The 26,336-nt window shown below is 67.7% G+C and carries 23 protein-coding genes, 1 tRNA gene and 1 pseudogene; 14 read left to right on the top strand and 11 right to left on the bottom strand.

Annotated features, from left to right (window positions below; all coding sequences use genetic code 11):
• The first annotated feature begins 3 nt into the window (after positions 1-3).
• From ACP690_RS12455 to ACP690_RS12500, 10 genes are all read left to right on the top strand, one after another.
• Positions 4-1,026, top strand: coding sequence for an alpha/beta hydrolase (locus ACP690_RS12455; RefSeq protein ID WP_426261260.1), 1,023 nt, complete (start codon positions 4-6; stop codon positions 1,024-1,026).
• Complete coding sequence (locus tag ACP690_RS12460) at positions 1,023-1,517, top strand: RNA pyrophosphohydrolase (RefSeq protein ID WP_426261259.1); 495 nt, start codon at positions 1,023-1,025, stop codon at positions 1,515-1,517. Before ACP690_RS12455 ends, ACP690_RS12460 begins: the two co-directional genes overlap by 4 nt.
• Positions 1,518-1,566: 49 nt before the next feature.
• Positions 1,567-2,496: a DUF481 domain-containing protein gene (locus ACP690_RS12465; RefSeq protein WP_294314204.1), complete on the top strand. Its 930-nt coding sequence runs from the start codon at positions 1,567-1,569 to the stop codon at positions 2,494-2,496.
• A gap of 51 nt (positions 2,497-2,547) precedes the next feature.
• Complete coding sequence (locus ACP690_RS12470) at positions 2,548-3,744, top strand: hydrolase (RefSeq protein WP_426261258.1); 1,197 nt, start codon at positions 2,548-2,550, stop codon at positions 3,742-3,744.
• A complete protein-coding gene (locus ACP690_RS12475; RefSeq protein ID WP_426261257.1) occupies positions 3,741-4,757 on the top strand; it encodes an arginine N-succinyltransferase in 1,017 nt (338 codons plus the stop codon). Before ACP690_RS12470 ends, ACP690_RS12475 begins: the two co-directional genes overlap by 4 nt.
• 2 nt (positions 4,758-4,759) lie before the next feature.
• Positions 4,760-6,022, top strand: a complete 1,263-nt coding sequence (locus ACP690_RS12480; protein WP_426261256.1) for an N-succinylarginine dihydrolase — start codon at positions 4,760-4,762, stop codon at positions 6,020-6,022.
• A 53-nt stretch (positions 6,023-6,075) separates the two neighbouring features.
• Complete coding sequence (locus tag ACP690_RS12485) at positions 6,076-6,309, top strand: hypothetical protein (RefSeq protein ID WP_063689472.1); 234 nt, start codon at positions 6,076-6,078, stop codon at positions 6,307-6,309.
• Between the two features lie 13 nt (positions 6,310-6,322).
• Positions 6,323-7,267 (top strand): sulfate adenylyltransferase subunit CysD, encoded by a 945-nt coding sequence (gene cysD / locus ACP690_RS12490; protein WP_426261325.1) that lies wholly within the window; start codon positions 6,323-6,325, stop codon positions 7,265-7,267.
• Between the two features lie 357 nt (positions 7,268-7,624).
• Positions 7,625-9,538, top strand: a complete 1,914-nt coding sequence (cysN, locus tag ACP690_RS12495) for a sulfate adenylyltransferase subunit CysN (RefSeq protein ID WP_426261255.1) — start codon at positions 7,625-7,627, stop codon at positions 9,536-9,538.
• The gene (locus ACP690_RS12500) at positions 9,535-10,284 is read left to right on the top strand and encodes a 3'(2'),5'-bisphosphate nucleotidase CysQ (protein WP_426261254.1); all 750 of its coding nucleotides are present in this window, start codon (positions 9,535-9,537) and stop codon (positions 10,282-10,284) included. Before cysN ends, ACP690_RS12500 begins: the two co-directional genes overlap by 4 nt.
• On the opposite strand, the gene ACP690_RS12505 is transcribed toward ACP690_RS12500, so the two are convergent.
• The gene (locus ACP690_RS12505) at positions 10,276-11,268 is read right to left on the bottom strand and encodes a bile acid:sodium symporter family protein (RefSeq protein ID WP_426261253.1); all 993 of its coding nucleotides are present in this window, start codon (positions 11,266-11,268) and stop codon (positions 10,276-10,278) included. The two genes, ACP690_RS12500 and ACP690_RS12505, sit on opposite strands and share 9 nt — an antisense overlap.
• A 79-nt stretch (positions 11,269-11,347) precedes the next feature.
• Positions 11,348-11,424, bottom strand: a tRNA-Arg gene (locus tag ACP690_RS12510).
• A gap of 84 nt (positions 11,425-11,508) precedes the next feature.
• On the opposite strand from ACP690_RS12510, the gene ACP690_RS12515 reads away from it, so the two are divergent.
• Positions 11,509-12,006, top strand: a complete 498-nt coding sequence (locus tag ACP690_RS12515; protein WP_426261252.1) for a hypothetical protein — start codon at positions 11,509-11,511, stop codon at positions 12,004-12,006.
• Here the strand turns inward: ACP690_RS12515 and ACP690_RS12520 are convergent.
• Genes ACP690_RS12520 through hemB form a run of 3 tightly spaced genes read right to left on the bottom strand, consistent with a single transcriptional unit; the run spans position 12,003 to position 15,735 of the window.
• The gene (locus tag ACP690_RS12520) at positions 12,003-14,216 is read right to left on the bottom strand and encodes a spermidine synthase (RefSeq protein WP_426261251.1); all 2,214 of its coding nucleotides are present in this window, start codon (positions 14,214-14,216) and stop codon (positions 12,003-12,005) included. The two genes, ACP690_RS12515 and ACP690_RS12520, sit on opposite strands and share 4 nt — an antisense overlap.
• Positions 14,213-14,746, bottom strand: coding sequence for a GNAT family N-acetyltransferase (locus ACP690_RS12525; protein ID WP_426261250.1), 534 nt, complete (start codon positions 14,744-14,746; stop codon positions 14,213-14,215). Before ACP690_RS12525 ends, ACP690_RS12520 begins: the two co-directional genes overlap by 4 nt.
• Positions 14,743-15,735, bottom strand: a complete 993-nt coding sequence (gene hemB / locus ACP690_RS12530) for a porphobilinogen synthase (RefSeq protein ID WP_426261249.1) — start codon at positions 15,733-15,735, stop codon at positions 14,743-14,745. The genes ACP690_RS12525 and hemB overlap by 4 nt, the downstream gene beginning before the upstream one ends.
• Before the next feature lie 90 nt (positions 15,736-15,825).
• On the opposite strand from hemB, the gene ACP690_RS12535 reads away from it, so the two are divergent.
• Entirely contained in the window at positions 15,826-16,704 is an 879-nt protein-coding gene (locus ACP690_RS12535) for a diacylglycerol/lipid kinase family protein (protein WP_017978942.1), read from the top strand.
• Here ACP690_RS12535 and ACP690_RS12540 read toward each other — a convergent pair.
• Positions 16,688-17,116, bottom strand: coding sequence for a hypothetical protein (locus tag ACP690_RS12540; RefSeq protein WP_426261248.1), 429 nt, complete (start codon positions 17,114-17,116; stop codon positions 16,688-16,690). The genes ACP690_RS12535 and ACP690_RS12540 overlap by 17 nt on opposite strands.
• Positions 17,117-17,198: 82 nt before the next feature.
• Here ACP690_RS12540 and ACP690_RS12545 point away from each other — a divergent pair, with 82 nt between their 5' ends.
• Positions 17,199-18,563 carry a cryptochrome/photolyase family protein gene (locus ACP690_RS12545; RefSeq protein WP_426261247.1) on the top strand — a complete coding sequence of 455 codons (1,365 nt, stop codon included), beginning with the start codon at positions 17,199-17,201 and terminating at the stop codon, positions 18,561-18,563.
• A gap of 3 nt (positions 18,564-18,566) precedes the next feature.
• On the opposite strand, the gene ACP690_RS12550 is transcribed toward ACP690_RS12545, so the two are convergent.
• Positions 18,567-19,457: a LysR family transcriptional regulator gene (locus ACP690_RS12550; RefSeq protein WP_426261246.1), complete on the bottom strand. Its 891-nt coding sequence runs from the start codon at positions 19,455-19,457 to the stop codon at positions 18,567-18,569.
• A gap of 100 nt (positions 19,458-19,557) precedes the next feature.
• Between ACP690_RS12550 and ACP690_RS12555 the strand changes: the two genes are divergently transcribed.
• Positions 19,558-21,636 (top strand): malate synthase G, encoded by a 2,079-nt coding sequence (locus ACP690_RS12555; protein ID WP_426261245.1) that lies wholly within the window; start codon positions 19,558-19,560, stop codon positions 21,634-21,636.
• Positions 21,637-21,657: 21 nt separating this feature from the next.
• On the opposite strand, the gene ACP690_RS12560 is transcribed toward ACP690_RS12555, so the two are convergent.
• From ACP690_RS12560 to ACP690_RS12575, 4 genes and pseudogenes are all read right to left on the bottom strand, one after another.
• Entirely contained in the window at positions 21,658-22,659 is a 1,002-nt protein-coding gene (locus tag ACP690_RS12560; RefSeq protein ID WP_426261244.1) for an NAD-dependent epimerase/dehydratase family protein, read from the bottom strand.
• 32 nt (positions 22,660-22,691) lie between these two features.
• A complete protein-coding gene (locus ACP690_RS12565) occupies positions 22,692-24,200 on the bottom strand; it encodes an MFS transporter (protein WP_426261243.1) in 1,509 nt (502 codons plus the stop codon).
• Positions 24,197-25,672: a tryptophan halogenase family protein gene (locus ACP690_RS12570; protein WP_426261242.1), complete on the bottom strand. Its 1,476-nt coding sequence runs from the start codon at positions 25,670-25,672 to the stop codon at positions 24,197-24,199. Before ACP690_RS12570 ends, ACP690_RS12565 begins: the two co-directional genes overlap by 4 nt.
• A gap of 168 nt (positions 25,673-25,840) precedes the next feature.
• Positions 25,841-26,209 (bottom strand): annotated as a pseudogene (locus tag ACP690_RS12575) (glycoside hydrolase family 97 C-terminal domain-containing protein); the annotation flags it as partial.
• Positions 26,210-26,336 lie beyond the last annotated feature (127 nt).

Raw genomic sequence — 26,336 nt, forward strand, 5'->3', positions numbered from 1 at the left:
CGAATGACCGAAGCGACCGCCGACCCTACTCCCGCCGACCCTACTCCCTACGTCCGGCCGGACGTGCGCGGATTCCTGGACTATCTGAACGCGATGCCGGGGCCGCGCACGCACCAGATGACGCCCGAGGCGGCCCGGCAGGTGTTCACCGCGATGAAGGACGTCGCCGATCTGCCGGTGGGCGAGCTGGCGGTGATCCGCGACCTGTCGATCCCCGGACCCGGCGGCACCATTCCCGCGCGACTGTTCGACGCACGCGAGACGCGCCAGCCGGGGCCGGCGCTGGTCTTCTACCATGGTGGCGGCTTCGTGATCGGCAATATCGACACGCATGCGGGCTTCTGCGCCGAGATGGCGCGGGTGCTCGACGTGCCGGTCGTCTCGATCGACTATCGGCTGGCGCCCGAACATCGCTGGCCCGCCGCGCCCGACGATTGCGAGGCGGCGGCGCGTTGGGTGGCGGAGAGCCCGGCTGAACTGGGGCGCAGCGTTACCGGGCTGATCCTATGCGGGGACAGCGCGGGCGGTACGCTGACGATCGTCGCGGCGATGGACCTGCGCGACCGGCCGGCGGCGGTGCCGGTGATCGTCCAGGCGCCGATCTATCCGGCGGCCGACTCGTCGCGGCCCTATCCGTCGTTCGACCAGTTTGCCGACGGCTATCTGCTGACGCGCGACACGATGCTGTGGTTCGTTGACGCCTATGCCGCCGACATCGCGCATAGCCGCGGATCGCCGCTGCTCGGCCGGCTGGAGGGCCTGCCACCCGCGGTGATCGTCACCGCCAGCCTGGACCCGATCCGCGATCAGGGCCGGGCCTATGCCGCCGCGTTGATTCAGGCGGGTGTGCCGGTGGTGTTCCGCGAGGCGGTGGGGACCGTCCATGGCTTCATCACGCTGCGCAAGGCGATCCCGTCGAGCCAGGGGGACGTCGCCGGCTATCTGGCGGCGCTGAAGGACATGATCGTCGAGGCGGAGGCGACGCGCGTCATGGCGCAGGCGGCGGGACAGGAGGCCGTACGATGACCGATCCCAGCACACTGCCCTACCGCCCCTGTGCCGGCGTGATGCTGCTGAACCGCGAGGGCAAGGTCTTCGTCGGGCAGCGGATCGATACGACGCTGGAGGCGTGGCAGATGCCGCAGGGCGGGATCGATCCGGGCGAAGAGGCCTATGACGCCGCGGTGCGCGAACTGGGCGAGGAAACCGGCGTCGCGCCCCACCATGTCGAGCTGATCGTCGAGGCGCCGCAGGACTTTCTGTACGACCTGCCGCCGGACATGATCGGCAAGGTGTGGAAGGGCAAGTGGCGCGGGCAGCGGCAACGCTGGTTCCTGTTCCGCTTCCTGGGCGACGACCGCGACATCGATATCGCGACCGAGCATCAGGAGTTTCGCGCCTGGCGATGGAGCGACCCCGCCGACCTGCCGACGATGATCGTGCCGTTCAAGCGCGCGCTGTACGAGGACGTGCTCGCCGCGTTCGCGCCTCATCTCGCCGCAGTGGGCCCGCGCTGACCCGCGTTGGGGGGTGTCAGGCGCGCGACGAACGGCTAGAGCGCCGGATGTGCGCGCTACCTTGCTCCTCTCGCTGTGCCTTGCCCCCCTGCTGATCGCCAATGCGCCGGTCGCCGATGGCGGCCAGCCGGACGACACCAAGGTGCCGATCCCCGCGGCGATCCGATCGATGCTGGATGCCGCGATCGAAAGCGGCAACGACGGTGACGTGTCGGTGGTGGTCAAATATGCGCGGCTGGCCGATCCGGCGAGCGCCGATGCGGTGCTCGCCATAGCGCAGAAGTGGCGCAACGATCGGGCGCAGGCGCGACAGACCACGATCAGGCAGGCGAGCATATTCGACCTGTGGAGCGGCCGGGCGGAACTGGGCGGCTACATCACCACCGGCAATACCGACAGCAAGGGCGGGTCGGCGATCCTCGACCTGACGCGCGAAGGGCTGCAATGGCGCCACAAGTTCCACGTGCAGGCGGATTATCAGGAAAACGCCAACATCACGACGCGCGAACATTACCTCGCGAGCTACGAACCGAACTACAAGATCAACGACCGTCTGTATGCCTATGGCGCCGCGCAATATGAATCGGATCGGTTCCTGGGCTATTACAACCGCTATTCGGCGTCGGCGGGTGCGGGCTATAGCGCGATCAAGAGCCCCAAGGTGCGGCTCGACGTCGAGCTTGGGCCAGCGTTCCGGCAGACGCATTTCACCGACGAAACCCGGCAGAGCAATATCGCCGCGCGCGGGACGCTGGCGTTCAACTGGCGCGTGCTGCCCGGCCTTTCGGTGACGCAGAACGCCTCCGCCTATGTGCAGAGCGCCAATTCAACGCTGAGCGGCACAAGCGCGCTGAATGCGAAGCTGATCGGGCCGCTGTCCGCGGCGTTTTCGTATAATGTCCAATATGAAAGCGAGCCGCCGGTGAAGTCCAAGAACACCGACACGATCGGCCGGGCGTCGCTGGTCTATACGTTCTGAACCTGGTTTCATCGGAGACCATATTCGACTAGCCTCCCAGGTATGAGAGGGATGTCGAACGACGAACGCGCCTTGGTCGAGCAGATCGATCAGGCGGTGATGCTGGCGCAGGTCGAGCGCTGGGCGGCGGTGAACAGCGGCACGCGTAATATGGCCGGAGTCGGGAACATGGCCGCGCTGCTTGCCGATGCCTTTGCGGTGCTGCCCGGCGAAATCGTGATGGTGGAGCCGGAGCCGGTCGAGGCGGTGGCGGCGGACGGCTCGGTCGCCGCGCTGACGCATGGCCATCACCTGCACTTGCGGGTCCGGCCAGAGGCGCCCGTTCGCATGCTGTTCACCGGGCATATGGATACAGTCTATCCCGTCGATCATCCGTTCCAGACGCTGACTCACCGCGACGACGGCACGATCAACGGGCCGGGTACGGCGGATATGAAGGGCGGGCTTGCCGTGATGCTCGCCGCGCTGACCGCCGTGGAGGCGGCGGGCGCCGATAGCTTCGGCTATGACGTCGTGATCAATTCGGACGAGGAGACGGGGTCGCTCTCGTCCGCCGGCTTGCTCGCGACGGCGGCACGGGGGGCGGTCGCGGCGCTGACCTACGAGCCGGCGCTCGCCGATGGGACATTGGCCGGCGCGCGGGGCGGCACGGGCAACTTTTCCATCGTGATCCGCGGGCGGAGCGCGCATGCGGGCCGCAACCCCGAAGAGGGGCGCAATGCGATCGTCGCCGCCGCCGCGCTGGCGGTACGGTTGGCGGAGGCGGGCGGGCCGGGCCTATCGGTCAACCCGGCGCGGATCGATGGCGGTGGGCCGAACAACGTCGTGCCCGACCTCGCCATCCTGCGCGTCAACTTCCGCCCTGCCGCCGCGGATGCGATCGCGCGGGCGCAGGCGGCGATCGACGACAGTGTCGCCACCGTTGCGGCGGCGCACGATGTACGGATAGAGGTGCATGGCCGCTTCAATCGCCCGCCCAAGCCGATCGACCCCGGTGCCGAACGCCTGTTCGCCTGCGTCGCGGACGCCGGCACGGATCTGGGCCTCAGCATCGGCTGGCGCGCCACCGGCGGCGTGTGCGACGGCAACAACATCGCCGCGGCCGGCGTGCCGGTGGTCGACACCATGGGTGTGCGCGGCGGGGCGATCCATTCGGCGGACGAATTCATGATCGTCGACAGCCTCGCCGAGCGCGCGGCACTGTCGGCGCTAACCATCAGTCGTATCGTACAGCGGGGACGGCCATGACCTTTCGCATTCGGGCCGCGCGCGCCGACGACTTGCAGCATCTCTATGAAATGGCGAAGCTGACCGGCGGGGGGTTCACCAACCTGCCCCCCGACCGCAAGGCACTGCGCACGAAGCTGGACCGCAGCGGCGAGGCGTTCGCGCGCGACGAGGGGGCGATCACCGACGAGCTGTTCGTGCTGATGCTGGAGAATGGCGAGACGGGCGAGGTCCGCGGCACCTGTCAGTTGTTCACGCAGGTGGGGCAGAAACACCCCTTCTACAGCTATCGGCTGGGCACGCTGACGCAGCACAGCAAGGAGCTGGAGCGTACGTTTCGCGCGGAAATGCTGGCGCTGACCACCGATCTGGAGGGCGCGTGCGAGGTCGGTGGGCTGTTCCTGCATCCGGGGGAGCGCGCGGGCGGGTTGGGCCTGTTGCTGGCACGCAGCCGCTATCTGTTCATCCGCGCGCACCGGGCGCGCTTCGCCGATCGTATCCTCGCCGAATTGCGCGGCATCATCGACGAGGCGGGTGGATCCCCGTTCTGGGACGGTCTGGCGGGGCGCTTCTTCGGGATGAATTTCCAGGACGCCGACCAGTTCAATGCGACGCACGGCCACCAATTCATCGCCGACCTCATGCCGAAGCATCCGATCTACACCGCGATGCTCTCCGAAGCGGCGCGCGCGGTGATCGGCCTACCGCATCCGAGCGGCCGGGCGGCGATGCGCATGCTGGAGAATGAGGGTTTTCATTATGAAAACTACATCGACATCTTCGATGGCGGACCGACGATGACGGCGCGGACCGACCGGGTGCGCACGATCGAGAGCGCACGCGACTGCCCGGTGATCGCGATCGACGACGATGGCGGGGACGAGGCGCTGGTCGCAACGGGACGGCTGCAGGACTTCCGCTGCGCCTTCGGACATGTCCGCATGGTGGGCGACGGCGTGGTGCTGTCGTCCGATTGCGCGAAGGTGCTGGGCGTGCAGCCCGACGATCGCGTCCTGTTCGCATCGCGGTGGTGAGCATGCTGACCGAAATCAACTTCGACGGGATCGTCGGGCCGAGCCACAATTATGCCGGCCTGTCGGCAGGCAATCTCGCCGCGACCGCGCATGCGGGGCAGGTGTCGCAGCCGCGCGCGGCGGCCTTGCAGGGCCTCGACAAGATGCGGCGCAATCTGGCGCTGGGCCTTCGCCAGGGCGTGCTGCTGCCGCATCGCCGGCCGGACCATCGCTGGCTGGCGAGCCTGTCGACCGACTATGCGGGCGCCCCTGCCCTGTTGCAGGCCCAGGCGATGTCGGCGTCAGCGATGTGGGCGGCCAATGCCGCGACCGTCTCGCCTGCGCCGGATACGGCGGATGGGCGCTGCCATCTGTCGGTCGCCAATCTGATGACGATGCCGCATCGCAGCCATGAATGGCCCGAGACGCTGGCACAGCTGCGCACCGCCTTCGCGCACGACGCCTTTGCGGTGCACGGGCCCGTGCCCGCGCCGTTCGGCGACGAGGGCGCGGCCAACCATATGCGGCTGTGCGCGAGCTATGACGCGCCGGGCGTCGAGGTGTTCGTCTATACGCTGCCCGGCGGCCCCTTCCCTGCGCGCCAGCATCCGACGGCCAGCGAGGCGATTGCGCGCGCGCACGGCCTATCGCCCGAGCGGACGCTGTTCGTGCAGCAGTCCGCCGAGGCAGTAGCAGCGGGCGCGTTCCACAACGACGTCGTCGCGGTCGCCAACGAACGTGTACTGTTCGCGCACGAGCTGGCCTTTGCCGACAAAGACAGCTTTTACGCCGACCTGCGCCGCCTGCTGCCCGAAGTGGAGATCGTCGAGGTGCCGGCCGGCGAGGTGAGCCTGGCCGATGCCATCGCTTCCTATCTGTTCAACGCCCAACTCGTCACGACGGCGGACGGGCCGACGCTGGTCGTGCCGATGGAGGCGCGCGCCAATGCCGCGGTCTGGGGCTGGCTGGAGCGGCATCAGGCCGGCAACGGGCCGATCCGCCGCGTCGAGACGGTCGATGTCACGCAGTCGATGGCGAACGGCGGCGGGCCGGCATGCCTGCGGTTGCGCGTGGTTGCCGATCCCGCGACGGTCGATCCGCGCTTCCTGGTCGATGCGGCAAAGCTGGATGCGATCGAAGCGGTGGTGCGGCGCTGGTGGCCGGAGGCGATCGACCCGGCCGCGCTGGGGGATGCGGCGCTGGTGCGGGAGGCCGAAACCGCGCACGAACGGCTGCTGGAGGCGCTGGACCTGTCGGGTTACTTGACGGTTAACCACGCCCCTTAACCCGCGATCGACGGAAATCCGCCATTGGCGCGCGGCTTGCTTAACCTTTCGGCATGTGGACCCGCATCAGACGCCTCTTCACCATTAAGACCAAGTTCGAGGCGTTCGTCATCATCTATGGCCTCGCCATGGGGGCGGTGGAGCGCGGCATGCATTACCTGCAGCAATATCCCGGTTGGCAGGGCTGGATGCTGTTCTGCTGCTGTCCGATCGCGGTGTTCATGGTCGGCGGCGTGCTGATCGATTCGGTCGAGCGGCGGCGCGAAGAGTGGGGCCAGCCGGAATAGGGGCGCCCCAAGGATAAGTTGGTCGCATCGCGCGAGCGGAGGCTTATCTGAAAGCCCCATGAGCGGGCTTACCCATTTGCAGCGGCTGGAAGCCGAAAGCATCCACATCATGCGCGAGGTCGTCGCCGAGGCGGAGCGGCCGGTGATGCTGTATTCGGTCGGCAAGGATTCAGCGGTGATGCTGCATCTGGCCAAGAAGGCGTTCTTTCCGGCGCGTCCCCCCTTCCCGCTGCTGCATGTCGATACGACGTGGAAGTTCCGCGCGATGTACGCGCTGCGCGACAAGGCGGCGGCGGATGCGGGGATGGAGCTGATCGTCCACAAGAACCCGGAGGCGGAGGCCGCGGGGATCAACCCGTTCGACCATGGCAGCCGGCATACCGATCTGTGGAAGACCGAAGGGCTGAAGCAGGCGCTGAAGTCGGGCGGCTATGACGTCGCCTTCGGCGGAGCCCGCCGCGACGAGGAAAAGTCGCGCGCGAAGGAGCGCATCTTTTCCTTCCGCTCGGCGAGCCAGGGCTGGGATCCCAAGGCGCAGCGGCCCGAACTGTGGAACCTGTACAATGCCCGCATCCATCGCGGCGAGAGCATCCGCGTCTTCCCGCTGTCCAACTGGACCGAGCTCGACATCTGGCAATATATCCTGCGCGAGGGAATCGAGATCGTACCGCTCTATTTCGCCGCGCCCCGCCCGACGGTGGAGCGTGACGGCATGCTGCTGATGGTGGACGACGATCGCTTTCGCCTCGCGCCTGGCGAAGTCCCGGTGGAGCGGTCGATCCGTTTCCGCACCTTGGGCTGCTATCCGCTGACCGGCGCGGTGGAGAGCGAGGCGGCGACGCTGCCGCAGGTGATCCAGGAGATGCTGCTGACCACGACCAGCGAACGCCAGGGCCGCGCGATCGACCACGATCAGGCCGCGAGCATGGAGAAGAAGAAGCGCGAGGGGTATTTCTGATGGCTGCCGTCACGACATTCTTCCCCCGACAGGGGGAGGTGGCAGCGAAGCGCACCGCGGGGGAGGACAGCGGCGGCTTCGGCGTGCGCGGAAGCGCCCCCTCCACCACCGCTTCGCGGCGGTCCCCCTCCCCCGCTGACGCGAGGGAGGACTTTGCGGCGTGACCATGTCTACAGGCAGGATATTTCCGATGCTCGCACTCTCTCCGGTCCTCCCCCGCCAGGGGGAGGTGGCGCGGCGAAGCCGTGACGGAGGGGGAGGATACGGCGAGGCTCACGTGTGCGGCGACGCCCCCTCCACCACCCGCCTGTGGCGGGCGGTCCCCCTCCCCCGCTGCGCGAGGGAGGATGTGCTCGCATGACCGCTTATACACCGGATGCGCTGATCGCCGCGGATATCCATGCCTATCTCGACACGCATCAGACCAAGTCGATGCTGCGCTTCATCACCTGCGGATCGGTGGATGACGGCAAGTCGACACTGATCGGGCGGCTGCTGTACGATTCCAAGACGATCTTCGAGGATCAGCTGAGCCAGCTGGAAGCGGACAGCAAACGCGTCGGTACGCAGGGGCAGAATATCGACTTCGCGCTGCTGGTCGACGGGCTTGCCGCCGAGCGCGAGCAGGGCATTACGATCGACGTCGCCTATCGCTTCTTCGCGACCGAAAAGCGCAAATTCATCGTCGCCGATACGCCGGGCCACGAACAATATACCCGCAACATGGTGACGGGCGCGTCGACCGCCGATTGCGCGGTGATCCTGATCGATGCGCGCAAGGGCGTGCTGACGCAGACGCGGCGGCATTCGTTCCTGGCGCACCTGATCGGCATCCGCCAGATCGTGCTCGCGGTGAACAAGATGGATCTGGTCGGCCATGATCAGGCGACGTTCGACGCGATCGTGGCGGACTATGCCGACTTCGCACGCGGGATCGGGATCGACGCGTTCACCGCCATACCGCTGTCGGGGCTGACCGGCGCCAATATCACGACCCGGTCGGATGCCATGCCGTGGTATAGCGGCCCGGCGCTGTTGCCGCATCTGGAGGCGATTCCCGTCGACAGCGATCGCGCCGCGGCGGGCCCGTTCCGGCTGCCGGTGCAATGGGTCAACCGGCCCGACCTCGATTTCCGCGGCTTTGCGGGGACGATCGCCGGCGGTCGCGTCGCGGTGGGCGATGCGGTGCGGATCGTGCCCTCGGGCAAGACGACGGAGGTCGCACGGATCGTGACGTTCGATGGCGACCGTGAGGCGGCACAGGCCGGCGAAGCGGTGACTGTGGTGCTGGCGGACGAGGTGGATTGCTCGCGCGGCGACGTGATCGCGGCTGCCGATGCACCACCCGAAGCGGCCAATCAGTTCGAGGCGACGATCGTCTGGCTGTCCGACACGGCGCTGGTGCCCGGCCGCGGCTATTGGCTGAAGATCGGCCCGCGGACGGTGGGCGCGAGCGTGCAGGCGCCGGGATATGTCGTCGACGTCAACACGCAGGCGCATCTCTCCGCGAAGACGCTGGAACTCAACGACATCGGTGTCGCCGAGGTCTTCACCGACGAAGGCATCGTGTTCGAGCCCTATGCGCAGAGCGCGACGCTCGGCGGCTTCATCCTGATCGATCGCGAAACCAACGCGACGGTCGCGGCCGGGCTGATCCACCATGCGCTCCGCCGGGCGCAGAACGTGCATTGGCAGTCGGTGGATATCACGCGCGAGGCGCATGCGCGGCAGAAGGGACAGTCGCCGCGGCTGTTGTGGTTCACCGGCCTGTCGGGATCGGGCAAGTCGACGATCGCCAATCTGGTCGAAAAGAAGCTGCATGCGCTGGGGCGGCACAGTTTCCTGCTCGATGGCGACAATGTGCGGCATGGCCTGAACCGTGATTTGGGCTTCAGCGACGCCGACCGGATCGAGAATATCCGCCGCGTCGGAGAGGTCGCCAAGCTGATGACCGATGCGGGGCTGATCGTGCTGACCGCCTTCATCTCGCCGTTCCGTGCCGAGCGGCAGATGGTGCGCGGGATGCTGCCGCCGGGCGAGTTCGTCGAGATTTTCGTCGACACGCCGCTGGCGGAGGCGGAGGCGCGCGACGTGAAGGGCCTGTACGCCAAGGCGCGGCGTGGCGAGATCGCCCATTTCACCGGCATCTCGAGCCCCTATGAGGCGCCGGATGCTCCCGATATTCGTATCGACACGACGCGCGAGAGCGCCGAGGATGCCGCCGAACGGATCGTCGAGCATGTGCTGGGCGTGTGGAGCTTCGAATTGTGACCTTGCCCGCCGTGTCCGACGTCGACCTCGCCCGCAGCGTTGCGCAAGAGGCGGGCGCGCTGCTGCTCGCCATCCGCGCGCGCGGCGGTACGAGCGGCAAGGCGCTGGGCGATGCCGGCGATGCGGAGGCGAATGCGCTGATCCTCGACCGGCTGCGCGCCGCGCGACCGGACGATTTCATCCTGTCCGAAGAATCGCTGGACGATCGGGCGCGGTGTGCGGCGGAGCGGGTGTGGATCGTCGATCCACTGGACGGCACGCGTGATTATGCCGAGGGGCTGGACGATTGGGCAGTGCATATCGGCCTGGCGGTCGGTGGCCGGCCAGCAGTGGGCGCGGTGGCGGTGCCGGCGACGGGGCGCGTCTATACGACCGCCGAGGCGTGCTCGCGCGCGATCGTCTGCGGCGCGCCGCCGCGGATGGTGGTGAGCCGGACGCGGGCGACCGACATGGTCGAGCGCGTCGGCGTGGCGCTGGCGACGACGCGGGTGGGCATGGGATCGGCGGGCGTCAAGGCGATGGCGGTGGTTGATGGCCGCGCCGACATCTACCTGCACGACGGCGGGCAATATGAGTGGGACAATTGCGCGCCCGCGGCGGTGGCGCTGGCGGCGGGGCTGCACGCCTCGCGGATCGACGGCAGCCCGCTGGTCTATAATTGCGAGAACCCGCTGCTGCCCGACCTGCTGATCTGTCGGCCCGAGCTGGCCGATCAGGTGCTGGCGGCGGTCGCCGCGCTACGCTGAGACGGCTTCGGCCTCGGCTAGGCTTGCGGCATTCGCGTAGCGGCGGGCGATGATCGCGCAGGCTATCAGCTGGATCTGGTGGAACAGCATCACGGGCAACAGCACCGCGCCGACCTGCGCTGCCGGGAACAATACGCCCGCCATCGGCACGCCCGACGCGAGGCTCTTTTTCGAACCGCAGAACAGCAGCACGATCTGGTCTTCGCGCGTGAAGCCCAGCGCGCGGCCGGCAAGCCAGGTGAGGACCAGGACGATCGCGAGCAGCGCGACGCAGGCGGCGGCGATCAGCGCGAGATCGGCCGCGGAAACGCGGTGCCACAGCCCCTCGACCACCGCGGCACCGAAGGCGGTGTAGACGACGAGCAGGATCGAGCCGCGATCGACGATGCCGACCAGCCCCTTGTGCCGGCCGATGAACCCGCCGATCCACGGGCGCAGCAGATGCCCGGCGACGAACGGCACCAACAATTGCAGCACGATCGATTCGACAGCGGCAAGACTGATCCCCGCCTGTCCGCCGACGCCGCTCATGGTCAGCGCGACCAGCGCGGGCGTCAGCACGATACCGATCAGGTTCGAAAAGGACGCGCTGCACACGGCCGCGGCGACATTGCCGCGCGCAATGGCGGTGAAGGCGATCGAGGATTGTACGGTCGAGGGCAGCAGCGTCAGGAACACCATGCCCGCCGCGACCGGTGCGGCGAGGCCGGGCAGCCGTCCGAATGCCAGCCCCAGGAGCGGAAACACCGCGAAGGTCGTCGCGAGGACGGCGAGGTGCAGCCGCCAGTTGCGCGCGCCCTGCCAGATCGCCTCGCGCGACAGCTTGGCGCCGTGCAGGAAGAACAGCAGCACGATCCCCACATCCGCGACGATCCCCGCCACCCGCGCCCATTCGCCGCGCGCGGGCAGCACGCTGGCCAGCACGACGGTGCCGAGCAGCATGAGGATGAATGGTTCGACGAAGCTGAGGATACGGCGGATCATGCCGGCCGCCCTAAAGCGCGTTTCGCTGCGCCACAAACGATAACCCCCGCCACATCAGTGATGTGAGCGGGGGAAATCCTGGCGCGCCCGGAACGATTCGAACGTCCGACCCTCAGATTCGTAGTCTGATGCTCTATCCAGCTGAGCTACGGGCGCGCATTGGAGGCGCGCTGATAGCAGACGCTTCGAAACGCGCAAGTGCGTTGCGCCATTTTCTTGCACCCCCTACAGCCGAGCCCCATGAAAGTCGCTCTGTCGCTCGCCGTTGCCCTCGCCTCGCTGTCGGCCTGTTCGCGCGACACGACCCGCTATCCCTCGCTGGCGCCGCGGGCGGTGGAGAAGCTTGGCTTTGCCGAGCCCGAGGTGCCGGTGGTCGAGGCGAAGCCCGATCCGGCGCTGGATGCGAAGATCGCCGAGTTCGGCGTAAAGCTCGACCGCTTGGCCAAGGGCTTTGCCGGCGACGCCGCCGAGGCAGATGCCGCCGCGTCGAAGGCAAAGGGCAAGGCCGTCGGCAGCGATGCGTGGCTGGATGCGCAAACCGCGCTCGCCCAGCTCGACGACTGGCGGGCGCAGACGTCGTCGCTGTTGAGCGATATCGACGTGATCGCGGCCGATCGCGCGGCAAAGCTGGAGCCGGCCTATCCTGCGCTCGCCACGATCCGCGAGCGGATTGCAGCGGAGGCTGCCAAGCAGGCGGCGACGATCGACCGCATCCAGGCATCGCTTCCCGCCGCCTAAGGCCCCCATTTCAGCAGCGGCAGGATCGTCGAATAATCGTCGGTCCACGGGGTGAGGCCGGCGCGCGGCGTCAGCGGTTGCCACTGGCCGCCCCGTTTTGCGAGGGCGGATAGCGTCGCGGGGTCGCGAGACAGCGCGATCCATTGGCTGGCCGAAGCGATCGCGGTGTAGCGGGGCGGCTGATAGAAGAGCTTCGCCGCATGCCAGCCGCCGTCCCGCGCCAGCGCCGCGACGACGGGTTCGAGATCGAGGAACCGGTTCGAGATGTGGACGAGCAAGAGCCCCTTGGGCTGCAGCACGCGGGCGTAGGCGCGGAACGCTTCGCGCGTCATTAGGTGCGCGGGTATCGCATCCGATGAGAAGGCGTCGAGCGCGAGTAGATCGAGGCTGTCGGGTGCGTCCCGCTCGAGACTGAGGCGCGCATCGCCGATGCGGATCGTGGGGTTGGGCAGGCAGTTGCGCAAATAGGTGAACTGGCCGGTGTCGCGCGCGATATGCACGACGACAGGATCGATCTCGTAGAAGCGCCAGCGCTGGCCCGGCTGCGCGTAGCAGGCGAGCGTGCCCGTCCCGAGCCCGACGACACCGACGCGTGCGTGCGGTCCATACAGCGGATCGAGCGCGCTCATCGCGCGGCCGATGCCGGAGGGCGGCGCATAATAGGTCGTCGGTAGGCGTTCGAGGATCGGGTTGCCGATGAACTGGATGCCATGGACGGTCGTGCCATGGTCGAGCTCGCGCACGCCGGGACGGTCGCGGACGGTATAGACGCCGAAATAGCTGCGGGTGCGCGCACCCTGTTCCAACGACAGTTCGACCGCACGCCAGCCGCCAAAGATCACCAGCGCCACGGCGAGGGTCAGCGCATAGGCCGGACGCGCCCCGATCGCGATCACGCCGATCAGCGCGATGACGATGAAGGTCAGGCCCTGATGGCCATCGCCAAACAGATCACTAGGGCCGCGGAAGGTCAGACCCGCCAATACCACGAGCAGGACGGTGACCACCGCATAGGCCAAAAGGCGACGCCGCGGCGTGGTCCACAGCGACCGGACAGCGCGCGTCAGGTACAGTTGCGGCACAAGAAGCCCGGCGGCGAAGATCAGGATCGGATATTCGTACGTCCAGTCGAACACGACCGGTGCGATCAAGGCCGCGAACACGCCGCCCAAGGCACCGCCCACCGCCATGGCGAGGTAGAAGCCGGTCAGACGATCAGGCGCGGGGCGCAAGCGATAGAGCTGTGTGTGCAACGCGACCGAGGCCATGAACAACAAGGTCAGCGCGATGGCGAGATTGACCAACGGCGATTCATTGAACCCGCCAACCATCACGCCGCCGAACAGCAAGATGGTGATCGGCGCGATCCGCGTCAGCAGGTCGGCGAGGAACCGGTCGGTGGCGAAGGCGACGGAAAAGCTCAGCAGATACAGGCCGAGCGGCAGGACCCACAGCAGCGGCATCGCGACGATATCGGTGGTGATATAGGTGGAGGTCGCGAGCATCAGCCCCGAGGGCACCAGCGCGAGCGCGATCCAGTGGGCGATACGGCGACGGGTCGCGGGTTCGCTTGTCGGGCGCGCCGCGGCCTTGCCCTCCCCGCGCGGCAGATGCCAGGCACAGCCGACGACGAGCGCGATCAGCAGGACGTAGCCCGCGCTCCAGACGAGGCTTTGCGTGCGCAGCGTCAGCAACGGCTCGACCACGAGCGGATAGGCGATCAGGCCGGCGAAGCTGCCGAGGTTCGACGCGGCGTACAGCGCATAGGGATCGCCCCCACGGCTCGCCATGCTGAACCAGCGTTGCACCAGCGGCGCCTGCGCGGAAACGGCAAAGAACAGCGGCCCGATCGATGCGCCAAGCAGCCACGGCACCCAGACCGCCAGCGACACGCCGGCAGGCCCCGCCCCCAGCGCCAGCCCGATCGGCAGCCACGCCCCCGCGACGAGCAGCACGCCGAGATGCACCGCCGCCTGCGCCATCGGCCGGATGCGCCCCAGCGCATGGGCATAGGCATAGCCGGCGAGCAGCAGCGTCTGATAGACGAGCATCGCCGAATTCCACACCGCCGGCGCCCCGCCCAGCCGCGGCAACGCCATGCGCGCCACCATCGGCTGAACGAGGAACAGCAGGAACGATCCCGTCAGGATCGTCGCGACGAACAGCAGGCGGCCGCTACGGCCGATGGCAGTACGTTCAGCGTCGCTCACGCCGGACGATCGATCCGATAGAGGACGTGCCGGCGCAGCGGGCTGTCTTCCGGGAGGAAGGGATGGTCGAAATCCGCCTGCACGACGTGACGCATTCCAAGCCGCTCCATCAGGCGGCGGCTGGGTATATTGTCTTGCACGGTGATCGCAACGACGCGAGGAGCGCCGGTCTTCTCCCAAGCATAGATCAGGCTCGCCTGCGCGGCTTCCAGCGCATAGCCCTGACCACGATAATTGGGTTCGAACCGCCAGCCGATCTCCATCTCGCCCGCGATCGGCAAGCCCGGACGCGCCGGCTTCGTGCCGCACATGCCGATCGGCCGGCGGTCGGCGCGGCGCTCGACCAGCCAGCCACAGGTGCCGCCCGTCGCGACGAACGCTTGCTGGCGATCGAAAGCCTGATTATCCTCCTCACGCGAGCGCAACGGCCCGAGATAGCGCATCGTATCCGGATCATTGCCAAGCCGATGGAACAGCGCGCGATCCTCCTCGCGCCACGGCCGCAAAGTCAGCCGCTCGGTCTCGATCACGCGCCGAGCAGCCGCGCGGCGTGCGCCGCATGATAGGTCAGGACGCCCGAGCAGCCGGCGCGCTTGAAGGCCATCAGCGTTTCCAGCACCAGCGCGTCGCGATCGCCTGCGCCGGCGGCCACCGACGCCTCGATCATCGCATATTCGCCCGACACCTGATAAGCGAAGACCGGCACCTCGAAGCGCTGCTTCACGCGGACGATGATGTCGAGATAGGGCAGGCCGGGCTTCACCATCACCGTGTCGGCGCCCTCGGCGAGGTCCAACGCGACCTCACGCAACGCTTCTTCGGCGTTGGCATGGTCCATCTGGTAGGTCTTCTTGTCGCCCTTCAGCAGGCCGCGGCTGCCGACCGCGTCGCGGAACGGGCCGTAGAAGCCGCTCGCATATTTCGCGGCATAGCTCATGATCTGGACGGTGTGGGCGCCCTCACCCTCCAAAGCCGCGCGGATCATGCCGATACGGCCGTCCATCATGTCGGACGGCGCGATGATGTCGGCACCGGCGCGCATCTGGTTGACCGCCTGCTGCACCAGCAGGTCGGCGGTCGTATCGTTGACGACATAGCCCGCCGCATCGACCAGCCCGTCATGGCCGTGGCTGGTATAAGGATCGAGCGCGACGTCGGTCAGCACGCCGACCTCGGGCACCGCATCCTTGATCGCGCGGGTGGCCTGGCACATCAGATTGTCGGGGTTGAGCGCCTCGCGCCCTTCCTCGGTCTTGAGGTGCGCGGGCGTATAGGGGAAGAGCGCGACGCATGGGATGCCGAGGTCCCTCGCCTCCTTCGCGCGCGCGACGATGCCGTCGACCGACCAGCGCGATACGCCGGGCAGGCTGGCGATCGGCTGCTCCACCCCCTTCCCCTCGACCACGAACAGGGGCCAGATCAGATCGGCCGGCGTCAGGACGGTTTCGGCGTGGAGCCGGCGGCTCCAGTCGCTCGCACGAGTGCGACGAAGGCGAAGCGCGGGATAGGATGCGGACATGGATTCGGCTTTGCGGGATCGTAGGCGTCCTCGCAAGCGTTACGCAGGCGTAATCCTTATCCGCATGGAAGTTCTGGGGAATTTTGCGACATGGTGCAATTCCGATCCGCCGCGATGATCGTCAATGCCAAGTCGCGGAAAGGGCAGAAGCTTTTCCAGCGGGCCTGCGCGGCGATGGATGGGCTGGACTTTCCTGTCGATGCCCATGCCGTTGAAAATCCCGACGACCTGGAGGCGACGGTCGAGCGCGCGCTGGCGAAAAAGCCCGACTTGGTAATTTTGGGCGGGGGCGATGGGACGGTCAGCGGCCTTGTCGACCTGCTGGTCGGCAAGGGGGTGACGCTGGCGGTGCTGCCGCTCGGCACGGCGAACAGCTTCGCGCGGACGCTGGGCCTGCCGATCGATGTCGAGGGCGCGATCGAGGTGATCCGGACGGGCGTGCCCAAGCGCATCGACCTCGGCATGATCGACGACGATTATTTCGCCAATTGCGCCGCGATGGGGATCAGCCCGCAGATCGCCGAGACGGTGCCGCACGGCCTCAAAAAGGTGCTGGGACGGATCGGCTACCTCGGCTGGGCGGCATGGCAGTTCGTTCGGTTCAAGCCGTTCATGCTGACCATCGACGACGGCGTCGAGACGCACCGGCTGCGCGTGGTCGAGGTGCGGATCAGCAACGGGCCGTATCATGGCGGCACGTGGCTGGTGGACGAGGCCTCGGTGCAGTCGGGCCGCATCGTCGTGCAGGCGGTGACGGGGCGTTACAAGCGGACGCTGGTCAAGAATTGGGCGGCGAGCTTCCTGGGGCTGAAGGCGCGGCACCAGGATACGGTGAGCTTCAGCGGCACCGCGCTGAAGGTGGACACGCGGCCGTCGCTGCCGATTTCGATCGATGGCGAGGTGCTGGCGCATACGCCCATCACCGCGCGGGTCGCCGCGGGGGCGATCGAGGTCATGGCGCCCGCGTGATCGTCACCGGCGCGGTGTGGAGCGGATAATCGCGATCGTCCTCCGCCATCACGATGCCGCCCTTGGCATCGCGGAGGTAGAAGCGGCAGAAGATGCTGCGTTCATCGACGAAGCGCAGGCAGACGCGATCGGGCGTGATGCGGTAGCGGCCGCTCGTGTCGGGGCGATCGTAGGCGAGCGTATAGGCGTCGCCGGCTGCGGCGAAGCGCTCGGTCGGGCCGGGGCGCCCCCCGGTGCCGGGACGGGTCTGCACGCTGCCGCGCACCAATTGCTCCAGCGCCGGCCCGCGGATCAGCGTCAGCGTTGCGCTATCGCGGATCGGGACCGGCAGACGCGGCGGCGCAGGATCCGGCGCGGAAGGCGAGCAGGCGGCGAGCACGAGCGGTACGGCGGAAAGAAGCGGACGGAGCATCGCGATGGACTTTGCGGGCGGCCGTCGCGCTCGGCAAGTCCGCGCAGGAACTTAACCTGTGTTCCGCCGATTGGAGCGATCGATGAACGCCCCTACCCTGTTATGGCTGCGGCAGGACCTTCGCCTGCACGACCAGCCCGCCCTCGCCGCCGCTGCCCATGCGGGGCCGGTCATTCCGGTCTACATCCTGGACGATGATGCACCGGGCGAATGGCGGATCGGCGGGGCGCAGCGATGGTGGCTGCATCACAGCCTCGCCGCGTTGGCCAAGAGCCTGGAGAGGAAGCACAGCCGGCTGGTCCTGCGACGCGGCGATGCGGTGAGCGTGTTGCGTCAATTGTGCGAGGAGACCGGCGCGGGCGAGATCCACGCCACGCGGCATTACGAGCCATGGTGGCGCGAGGCGGAGGCGGCGCTGGGCGACCGCCTGGTGCTGCACGATGGCGACCGGCTGGCGCGCGTCGAGGAGGTGACCACCGGGTCGGGCACGCCGTTCAAAGTCTTTTCGTCGTTCTGGAAGGCGTTGCAGCAGCATCTGCCGCCCCCCGAACCCGTGCCGATGCCGCGCACTATTGCTGCACCCGACCGTTGGCCGAAGAGCGACACGCTGTCCGATTGGGCTCTGCTGCCGTCGAAGCCGGACTGGTCGGGCGGGTTCGGTGAGGACTGGGTGCCGGGCGAAGCCGAGGCGCTGGCCAAGGTGAAGCACTGGCCCGAAGAGGTCGGCGACTACGACCGGCGCCGCAACCTGCCATCGGAAGAGGGCACGTCGCGCCTGTCGCCACACCTGCATCATGGTGAGGTTTCGCCGCGGACACTGTACCATGCGCTGCGGGGCAAGGCGGACACGATGCCGTATCTGCGTGAGATCGCGTGGCGCGATTTTACCGCGGGCGTGTTGCTCGCCATGCCCGATTACGGCACGGTCAACGGGCGGCGGCAATATGACGCGATGCCATGGCGGACGGGCGCAGCGGCGAAGCGCGACCTGAAGGCGTGGCAGCAGGGGCTTACCGGCTATCCGATCGTCGATGCGGGCATGCGCCAGCTGTGGACGAGTGGCTGGATCCACAACCGCGTGCGCATGATCGCGGCGAGCTTCCTCGTCAAACATCTGTTGCTCGACTGGCGTGAGGGCGAACGCTGGTATTGGGACTGTCTGGTCGACGCCGATTACGGGAATAATGCGGTCAATTGGCAGTGGATCGCGGGGACCGGCGTCGATGCCAACATGTTCGGGCGGATCATGGCCCCGCTCAGCCAGTCGGAGAAGTTCGACGCGGCCGATTACATCCGTCAGTGGGTGCCCGAGTTGGCGGACCTGTCCGATACCGCGATCCACGATCCCGATGCGCATGACGCCCGGCCGAAAAGCTATCCGCCCAAGATCATCGGCCACCGCGAGGCGCGCGATCGCGCGCTCACAGCCGCCAAGACGCTACGCTGAGCGTCAGGCCCAGGCGGCGGGGTCGATCGTGTCGCGCAGGAAATCGATAAAGGCGGTGACGGCGGCCGGGACCGCGGGACTGCGCAGGTGGACGGCGTAGATGCCGACGTCGGCCGACCCCTCCCATTCGGGCAACACGCGCACGAGTCGGCCCGAGGCGAGGTCATCGCCAACATCCCATAACGAGCGCAATGCGATACCGACGCCGCCCAGCGCGAGTTCGCGCACCAATTCGCTGGAGTTGGTGCGAACGTAGCTGGGTTGAGTAACGAGCGTCGTACGTCCGCCGGAGACGAGACGCCACGGCATCTGCCCATCGGCCGCTAGCAGGCGATGCGCGGACAGGTCGTCCACCTGTTCAGGCGTGCCGATGTCGGCGAGATAGGACGGCGCCGCGCAGAGGATGCGACGGCTGGTCGCGAGCCGGTGCGCCACGACGGTCTCGGGCACGTCTGCCGCGATGCGGATCGCGCAATCGACGCGCGCCCCGAACAGGTCGACGAAGCCGTCGTCGAGATCGAAGCGCAGTTCGACCGCCGGGCAGGCCGCCACGAACCGGCCGAGGTGCGGCGCGACGTGCAGCCGCCCGAACGATGTCGGCGCGGAGACGTGGAGCGGTCCCGCCGGCACGGTGCGGGCACCGGTCACCCGCGCTTCCGCCGCATCCAGCGCGCCGAGAATGTCGCCGAGATCGGCGCGGAACCGCTCGCCTGCCGTCGTCAGCGCCAATCGTCGGGTGGTGCGATGCACCAAAGTAACGCCGAGGCGCTGCTCGAGCCGTTGCAGCCGCTTGGAGACCATCGCGGGCGATAGGCGCAGCGCCCGTGCGGCGGCGGAGAGGCTGCCGGCTTCGGCCACGGCGACGAACAGCGCGTAGTCGGGATCGAAGGCCATTCGTTCCTCTTACGATAAACTGCTTCAATATCTTTGCTGCTACCGAACGGATAGCAATCGGTCTAGGATCGCCGGCAAGACCATAGCGAAGGATGACCCCATGATCGCGCGCGCCGGCCTTGGCATCGCCCCCGAACTTGCCGACTTTCTCGAGCGCGAGGCATTGCCGGGCACCGGCATCGCGCCTGATGCTTTCTGGTCCGGCGTGGCAGCGATCTTTGAACGGTTCACGCCAGAGAATCGCGCGCTGTTGGCGACGCGGGACCGGATGCAGGCAGCGATCGACGCCTGGCATCGCGACCATGCGTTCGAGCCCGCCGCCTATGAGGCTTTCCTACGCGAGATCGGCTATCTGCTGCCCGAACCGGCCCCCTTTGCGGTCGACCCCGCCAATGTCGATCCGGAAATCGCCGAGCGCGCAGGGCCGCAGCTGGTCGTCCCGATCCTCAACGCCCGCTTCCTGCTGAATGCCGCCAATGCGCGCTGGGGCAGCCTGTACGACGCTCTGTACGGCACCGATGCGCTGCCCGGCGCGGCCGCGTCCGGGGGGTATGACGCGGCGCGGGGGAGCCAGGTCATCGCCTGGGCGAAGGCATTTCTGGATCAGGCTGTGCCCCTGGCCGACGGCCGCTGGGCAGATTGGACGGGGGGCACGCCCACGCTCGCCGATCCCGGGCAATGGGTGGGCAAGGCCGGCGACACGTTGCTCTTCCGGCACAACGGACTGCATATCGAGGTCGTCGTCGACCGCGACCACCCCATCGGTCGCGACGATCCCGCGGGTATCGCCGACGTCGTCCTCGAATCCGCGTTGACGACGATCTGCGACCTTGAGGATTCGGTCGCGGCGGTCGATGCCGAGGACAAGGTCGCTGGCTATGCCAATTGGCTGGGGCTGATGCGGGGCGACCTGACGGCGAGCTTCGACAAGGGCGGGCGGACGGTGAGCCGGGCTCTGGCCGACGATCGCACCTATACCGCGCCCGACGGCGGCACGATCACCCTGCCCGGCCGCAGCCTTCTGTTCGTCCGCAACGTCGGCCATCTGATGACGACACCGGCCGTGCGCCTGCCCGACGGCAGCGAGGCGCCCGAAGGCATCCTCGATGCGATCGTCACCAGCCTGATCGGGCTGCATGACGTGCGGGGGCCGCGTCGCAACAGCCGCGCCGGATCGATCTACATCGTCAAGCCCAAGATGCACGGGCCGGACGAAGCGGCGCTGACCAACGCGCTGTTCGACGTGGTCGAGGATCTGCTGGGCCTCGATCGCCACACGATCAAGGTCGGGCTGATGGATGAAGAACGGCGGACCAGCGCGAACCTGGCCGCGTGCATTCACGCCGTTCGCCACCGGCTGGTGTTCATCAACACCGGCTTCCTCGACCGTACTGGCGACGAGATGCACACGTCGATGCACGCCGGCCCGATGATCCCGAAGGGCGAGATGAAGGCGAGCCGCTGGATCGCGGCCTATGAAAACCGCAACGTGCAGATCGGCCTCGCCTGCGGCCTGTCGGGCAAGGCGCAGATCGGCAAGGGCATGTGGGCCGCGCCCGATCGCATGGCGGACATGCTCGACCAGAAGATCGGGCATCCGCAGACCGGCGCGAACACCGCCTGGGTCCCCTCGCCCACCGCGGCGACGCTGCACGCGACGCACTATCACCGCGTCGACGTCTTCGCCCGCCAACGCGAGCGTGCCGCCGAGCCGGTCGCGCCGCTGGGCGACCTGCTGACCATCCCGGTTGCCGAGGCCGGGCGGAACTGGACGCCGGACGAGGTGCGCGCGGAACTCGACAACAATGCGCAGGGCATATTGGGCTATGTCGTGCGCTGGATCGATCAGGGCATCGGCTGTTCGAAGGTGCCCGACATCCACGACATCGGCCTGATGGAGGATCGCGCGACGCTGCGCATCTCCTCGCAGCATATAGCGAACTGGCTGCTGCACGGCGTCGCGACGCCGGCCGAGGTCGATGCCGCCTTCACGCGCATGGCGGCGAAGGTCGATGCCCAGAATGCCGGCGATCCCCTGTACCGGCCGATGAGCGGGCATCCGGACAGTCTGGCCTGGCAGGCGGCGCGCGCGCTGGTATTCGAAGGCGTCGAGCAGCCGAATGGATACACCGAACCGCTGCTCCACCGCTATCGCGCAGAGGCGAAGGCGGCCGGCTGAGGCGTCGGCTGGGGGCGCCGTCTACAGCCGGTGGTAGGCGCGATACCAGTCGACGAACGCCGGCACGCCGACATCGATCGACGTCGTCGGTCGGTAGCCGAGGTCGCCCGCGATCGCGTCGATATCCGCCGCCGTGCGGACGACGTCGCCGGGCTGCATCGGCAGGTTGCGGCGGATCGCCTGGCGGCCCGTCGCCAGTTCCAGCACCTCGATCACGCGGCCCAACGGTTCCGACCGGTTGTTGCCGATATTGTAGAGACGATGCGGCGCGACGCTGCCGCCGGCTTTCTCCGCCCCGTCGTCGGTCGGCGGATTGTCGTGCGCCGCGATCACGCCGGCGACGATGTCGGCGATGAAGGTGAAGTCACGCTCCATCTGGCCGTCGTTGAATACCGGGATCGGCTCGCCCGCGAACATCGCGCGCGTGAAGATCCACATCATCATGTCGGGCCGCCCCCATGGGCCATAGACGGTGAAGAAGCGCAGGCCGGTGAGCGGCAGGCGATAAAGGTGCGCGTAGCTTTCGCTCATCACCTCATTCGCGCGCTTGGTAGCGGCATAGAGCGAGACGGGCCGGTCGACGCGATCCTCGACCCGGAACGGCACGGAGGTGTTGCCGCCATAGACCGACGATGACGAGGCATAGACCATATGCGCGACGCCGCGGTGCCGCGCGACCTCGAGTAGGTTGAGGTGGCCGACGAGGTTGGACTGGCCATAGGCCTCGGGATGCTCGATCGAATAGCGCACGCCAGGCTGGGCGCCGAGGTGGACGATGCGATCGAAATCGTGCGGCTCCAGCGCGGACTTCAACGCCGCGGCATCGGCGAAGTCGACGTGGAGGAAGGTGAACAGGTCGCCATAGCGTTCGGTCAGGCGGGCGAGGCGCGCGTGCTTGAGCGCGGGGTCGTAGTAATCGTTGATCGAATCCACGCCGATCACCCGCGTGCCGCGCGCCATCAGCGCATCGGCGGTGCTCATGCCGATGAACCCCGCCACGCCCGTCACCAATGTCGTCGGCATCGTCTCGTCCCCCGCTCGCGTTCCACGCCGCTCTAGCCGGGGACGCGCGCCGCCTCCACCCGCGTCATCGCGATCGCCGCGAGCAGCAGCGCTCCGGCCGCGAACGCCAGCGTCCAGATCGGTTCGGTCGGGAAGAAGTGCTTGGTGATCGACCCCATCACCGTCGCGACCAGCAGCTGCGGCACGACGACGAAGACGTTGAACAGGCCCATGTAGATACCGAGCTTGCGCTGCGGCAGGCTGGAGGCGAGGATCGCGTACGGCATGGCGAGGATCGACGCCCAGGCGATGCCGATGCCGATCTCGCTGGCGAGCAGCCACTTGGGATCGGTGATGACGAAGAAGCTGGCAAAGCCCGCCGCGCCGCACAGCAGCCCGATGATGTGCGTCTTCGCCTGCCCGATCCGCCTCGCCAGCACCGGCAGCAGCGTCAGCGCGGCGACCGCGGCAATGCCGTTATAGGTGGCGAACAGCACGTCGACCCAATTCGCGCCCTCCTGATACAGCGGGCTCGTAGCGTCCGGCGCGCCGTAGAAGGCCCCGGCGACGATCGGCGTGGTGTTGATCCACATGATGAACAGCGCCGACCAGCTGAAGAATTGCGCGACCGCCAGTCGCTTCATCAGCAGCGGCATGCCGCCGAAATCGCCGACGATATGGCCCAGCATGCCCGCCGCATGCCCCGCCCGCGCGCGGGCGATCGCGACGATGCTGGCAAGGCCATAGCCGGCGAGCAGCGCGCCCAGCAGGTACACCTCCTTCTCCAGCCGCATCGCGGCGACGGCGACGACCACGATCGCGCCCGCGACGATCCACGCGATGCTGGTGCCATACCGACGCGCGGCGAGGATACGGAGCGTGTGGCCATGGTCCTCCGTCGCGGAGCCATCGAACGCCGCCATTTCATCGGGCGCATATTCGCGTGTCGTCAGCACGGTCCACAGCACGGCGAGGAACAGCGCCGCGCCGCCGAACCAGAAGGCATAGCGTACGGTGTCGGGAATGCCGCCGCCCGCTGCCTGGTTGGACACGCCGAGATGTTCGAGCAGCCAGGGGAAGATCGACCCGAACACCGCGCCTGCGCCGATGAACGCGGTCTGCACCGCATAGCCCGCAGCATGCTGATCCTTGTCGAGCATATCGCCGACGAAGGCGCGGAACGGCTCCATGGAAACGTTGAGCGAGGCATCGAGCAGCCACAGCAGCAGCGCCGCCATCAGCAGCCCCGGGCTTTCTGGCATCAGCAATAGCGCGATCGCCGCCAGGATCGCACCGGCGAGGAAATACGGTCGCCGCCGCCCCAGCCGGCCGAGCCAGGTGCGGTCGCTGAGATGGCCGATCACCGGCTGTACCAGCAGGCCGGTCAGCGGCGCCGCGACCCACAGCGCGGGCAGATCGTCGAGGCTGGTGCCGAGCGACTGGAAGATGCGGCTCATGTTGGCGTTCTGCAGCGCGAAGCCGATCTGGATACCGAAGAAGCCGAACGAGATATTCCAGAGGCCCGCCCAGCTTTGGCGCGGGCGAGTGGCAGTGGGGGTCATGGCATCCTCCGGTGGCCGTCTAGCGCGGCCTGATGATCTGGGAAGTTGAGCAGGCATCCGCTCAGCAAGGTATCGATGGCGGCGAGATCCGCGACGGCCGGAGCCGTGCGCAGCCGCGTCGCGTCGGGGAAGGTGCCGTAGCCGGCCAAGAGAACCTCCCACGACATGGGCGCATAATAGCCGGCGAGGCCCCGCCCCTCGATCACCGCGGCGACGTCGCCGCCGGTGAACCACGCGGTCATAATCGCCTTCAGATCGTCCGACAGATCGTCGTTGGCGGCGACGTCGCGCCAGAAGACTCCACTACGGCGATTGAGGCGGTAATGGGCCACGATATAGTCGCGGATGCCGTCGTAGCGGCGCGCGATCGCGGCGTTGAAGGCGTCGCGGCTGCCGGCCTCATAGGCGCCGATGAAGCCTTCGATCGTCGCCTGCACGATGTGGAGCGCCGTCGCTTCGAGGGGTTCGATAAAGCCTTGGGCAAGGCCGATCGCGAGGCAGTTGGCGGTCCAGCTCGTCTCGACGCGGCCGACCTTCATGCTGAGGTGGCGGGCGGCGACGTCGGCATCGAGCAGGCCGAGGTGACGGCGCAGCTCCGTTTCGGCCGCGTCGGGCGACAGGTAGCGTGAGGCGTAGACATAGCCGTTGCCGGTGCGGCTGGTCAGCGGAATGTCCCAGGCCCAGCCGGCGGACAGCGCGGTCGCCTTGGTCTGGACCGGCAGCGCGCCCTGCCGCGGGGTGGGCATCACCACGGCACGGTCGGCGAACAGGGTGTTTGCGAAGGAGCGGAACGGCACACAAAGCGCCTGTTGCGCGATGACGCTGGCGAAACCGCTGGCGTCGACGAACAGGTCAGCGCGGACGGCATCCCCTTCTTCCAGCGTCAGTGCGGCGACCTGACCGGCCGCATCGACCACGACGTCCCGCACGCGTCGCGGCAGATGGACGACGCCGCGGGCCAGCGCCGCGTCGCGCAGGACATGCCCGACCTTATGCGCATCGAAATGGTAGCCGTAGCCGATGCGGAACGGGAAGTGTGCCGGCGCGATCGGGGCACGGCCCGCTTCGGCCAGCCTCGCGTTGAGGAAGAAGCGGTCCGGATGCGCGGGAACGTCGGCGCCATGACGGCGTGCGCGAGTGCTAGCGAAAAAGGCACCTTGCGTATGGAGGTCAATCTGGCCGGCGAAGGGGTGGAAATAGGCGGGCGTGTCGTCGGCCCAGCCATGGAAGGCGATGCCCGCCTTGTAGGTCGCGTCGGCGGCCGGCATCCAGTCGGCCTCGGCGAGACCGAGCGTATCGAACAGCGCCTTGAGCTGCGGGGTCGATCCTTCGCCGACGCCGACGATGCCGATGTCGGGGGATTCGATGACGGTGATGCGCGCCTGCGGCCATGCCTTCGCCATCAGGCACGCCGCCATCCACCCGGCGGTGCCGCCGCCGAGGATGGCGATCGAGGGGGGCGGTGGGGTCATCGGTGAAGCGCCGTCGCCTGCCCCCATCTTCTCCGTCACCCCGGACTTGGTCCGGGGTCCACTGTGCAACGGGGGGACGGGCAAGAGGCTCAGGCGTTCCCCCCGCGGACGAGTGGACCCCGGAACAAGTCCGGGGTGACGGTTATGGACAGGCAGCCGCGCGTCCACTTACTTCCGGCGGGCCTTGCCGCTGGCCACGAACCGGATCGCCTGACCGCCGCCGGGCGCCAAAGCGAGTGTCATCGTGTCGCCCTTCTTTACCTGGCGCTTTTCGATCGCGATCGCGTGGCGGGCGTCGGTACGATAGTCCGCGCCCGTGCCGTCGCGGTAGATTTCGGCGGTATAGCTGCGGCCCGGATCAAGGAAGTCGAGGGCGACGTTCAGCGTCCGGCCGCTGTCGTTGGTAATGCTGCCGAGATACCAGTCGTCGCTCGCGCGATCCTTGCGCGCCACGGTGACGTAATCGCCAACCTCACCGTTCAGCACGCGCGTGTCCGACCAGTCGACCGGCACGTCGCGGATGAATTGGAAGGCGTCCATGTGCTTAGACCCCATGACTGCCGGAGCCTTGGAGGCTCGAATCTGAGATGCTGATGATGGATTTGTCAGCAGCGGAGACGAGTCATGACGGAGGCAGTGAAATACGTTGGTCTGGACGTTCATA

The organism is Sphingomonas sp. DC4900 (assembly GCF_049896485.1).
GTDB lineage: Bacteria > Pseudomonadota > Alphaproteobacteria > Sphingomonadales > Sphingomonadaceae > Sphingomonas > Sphingomonas aquatilis.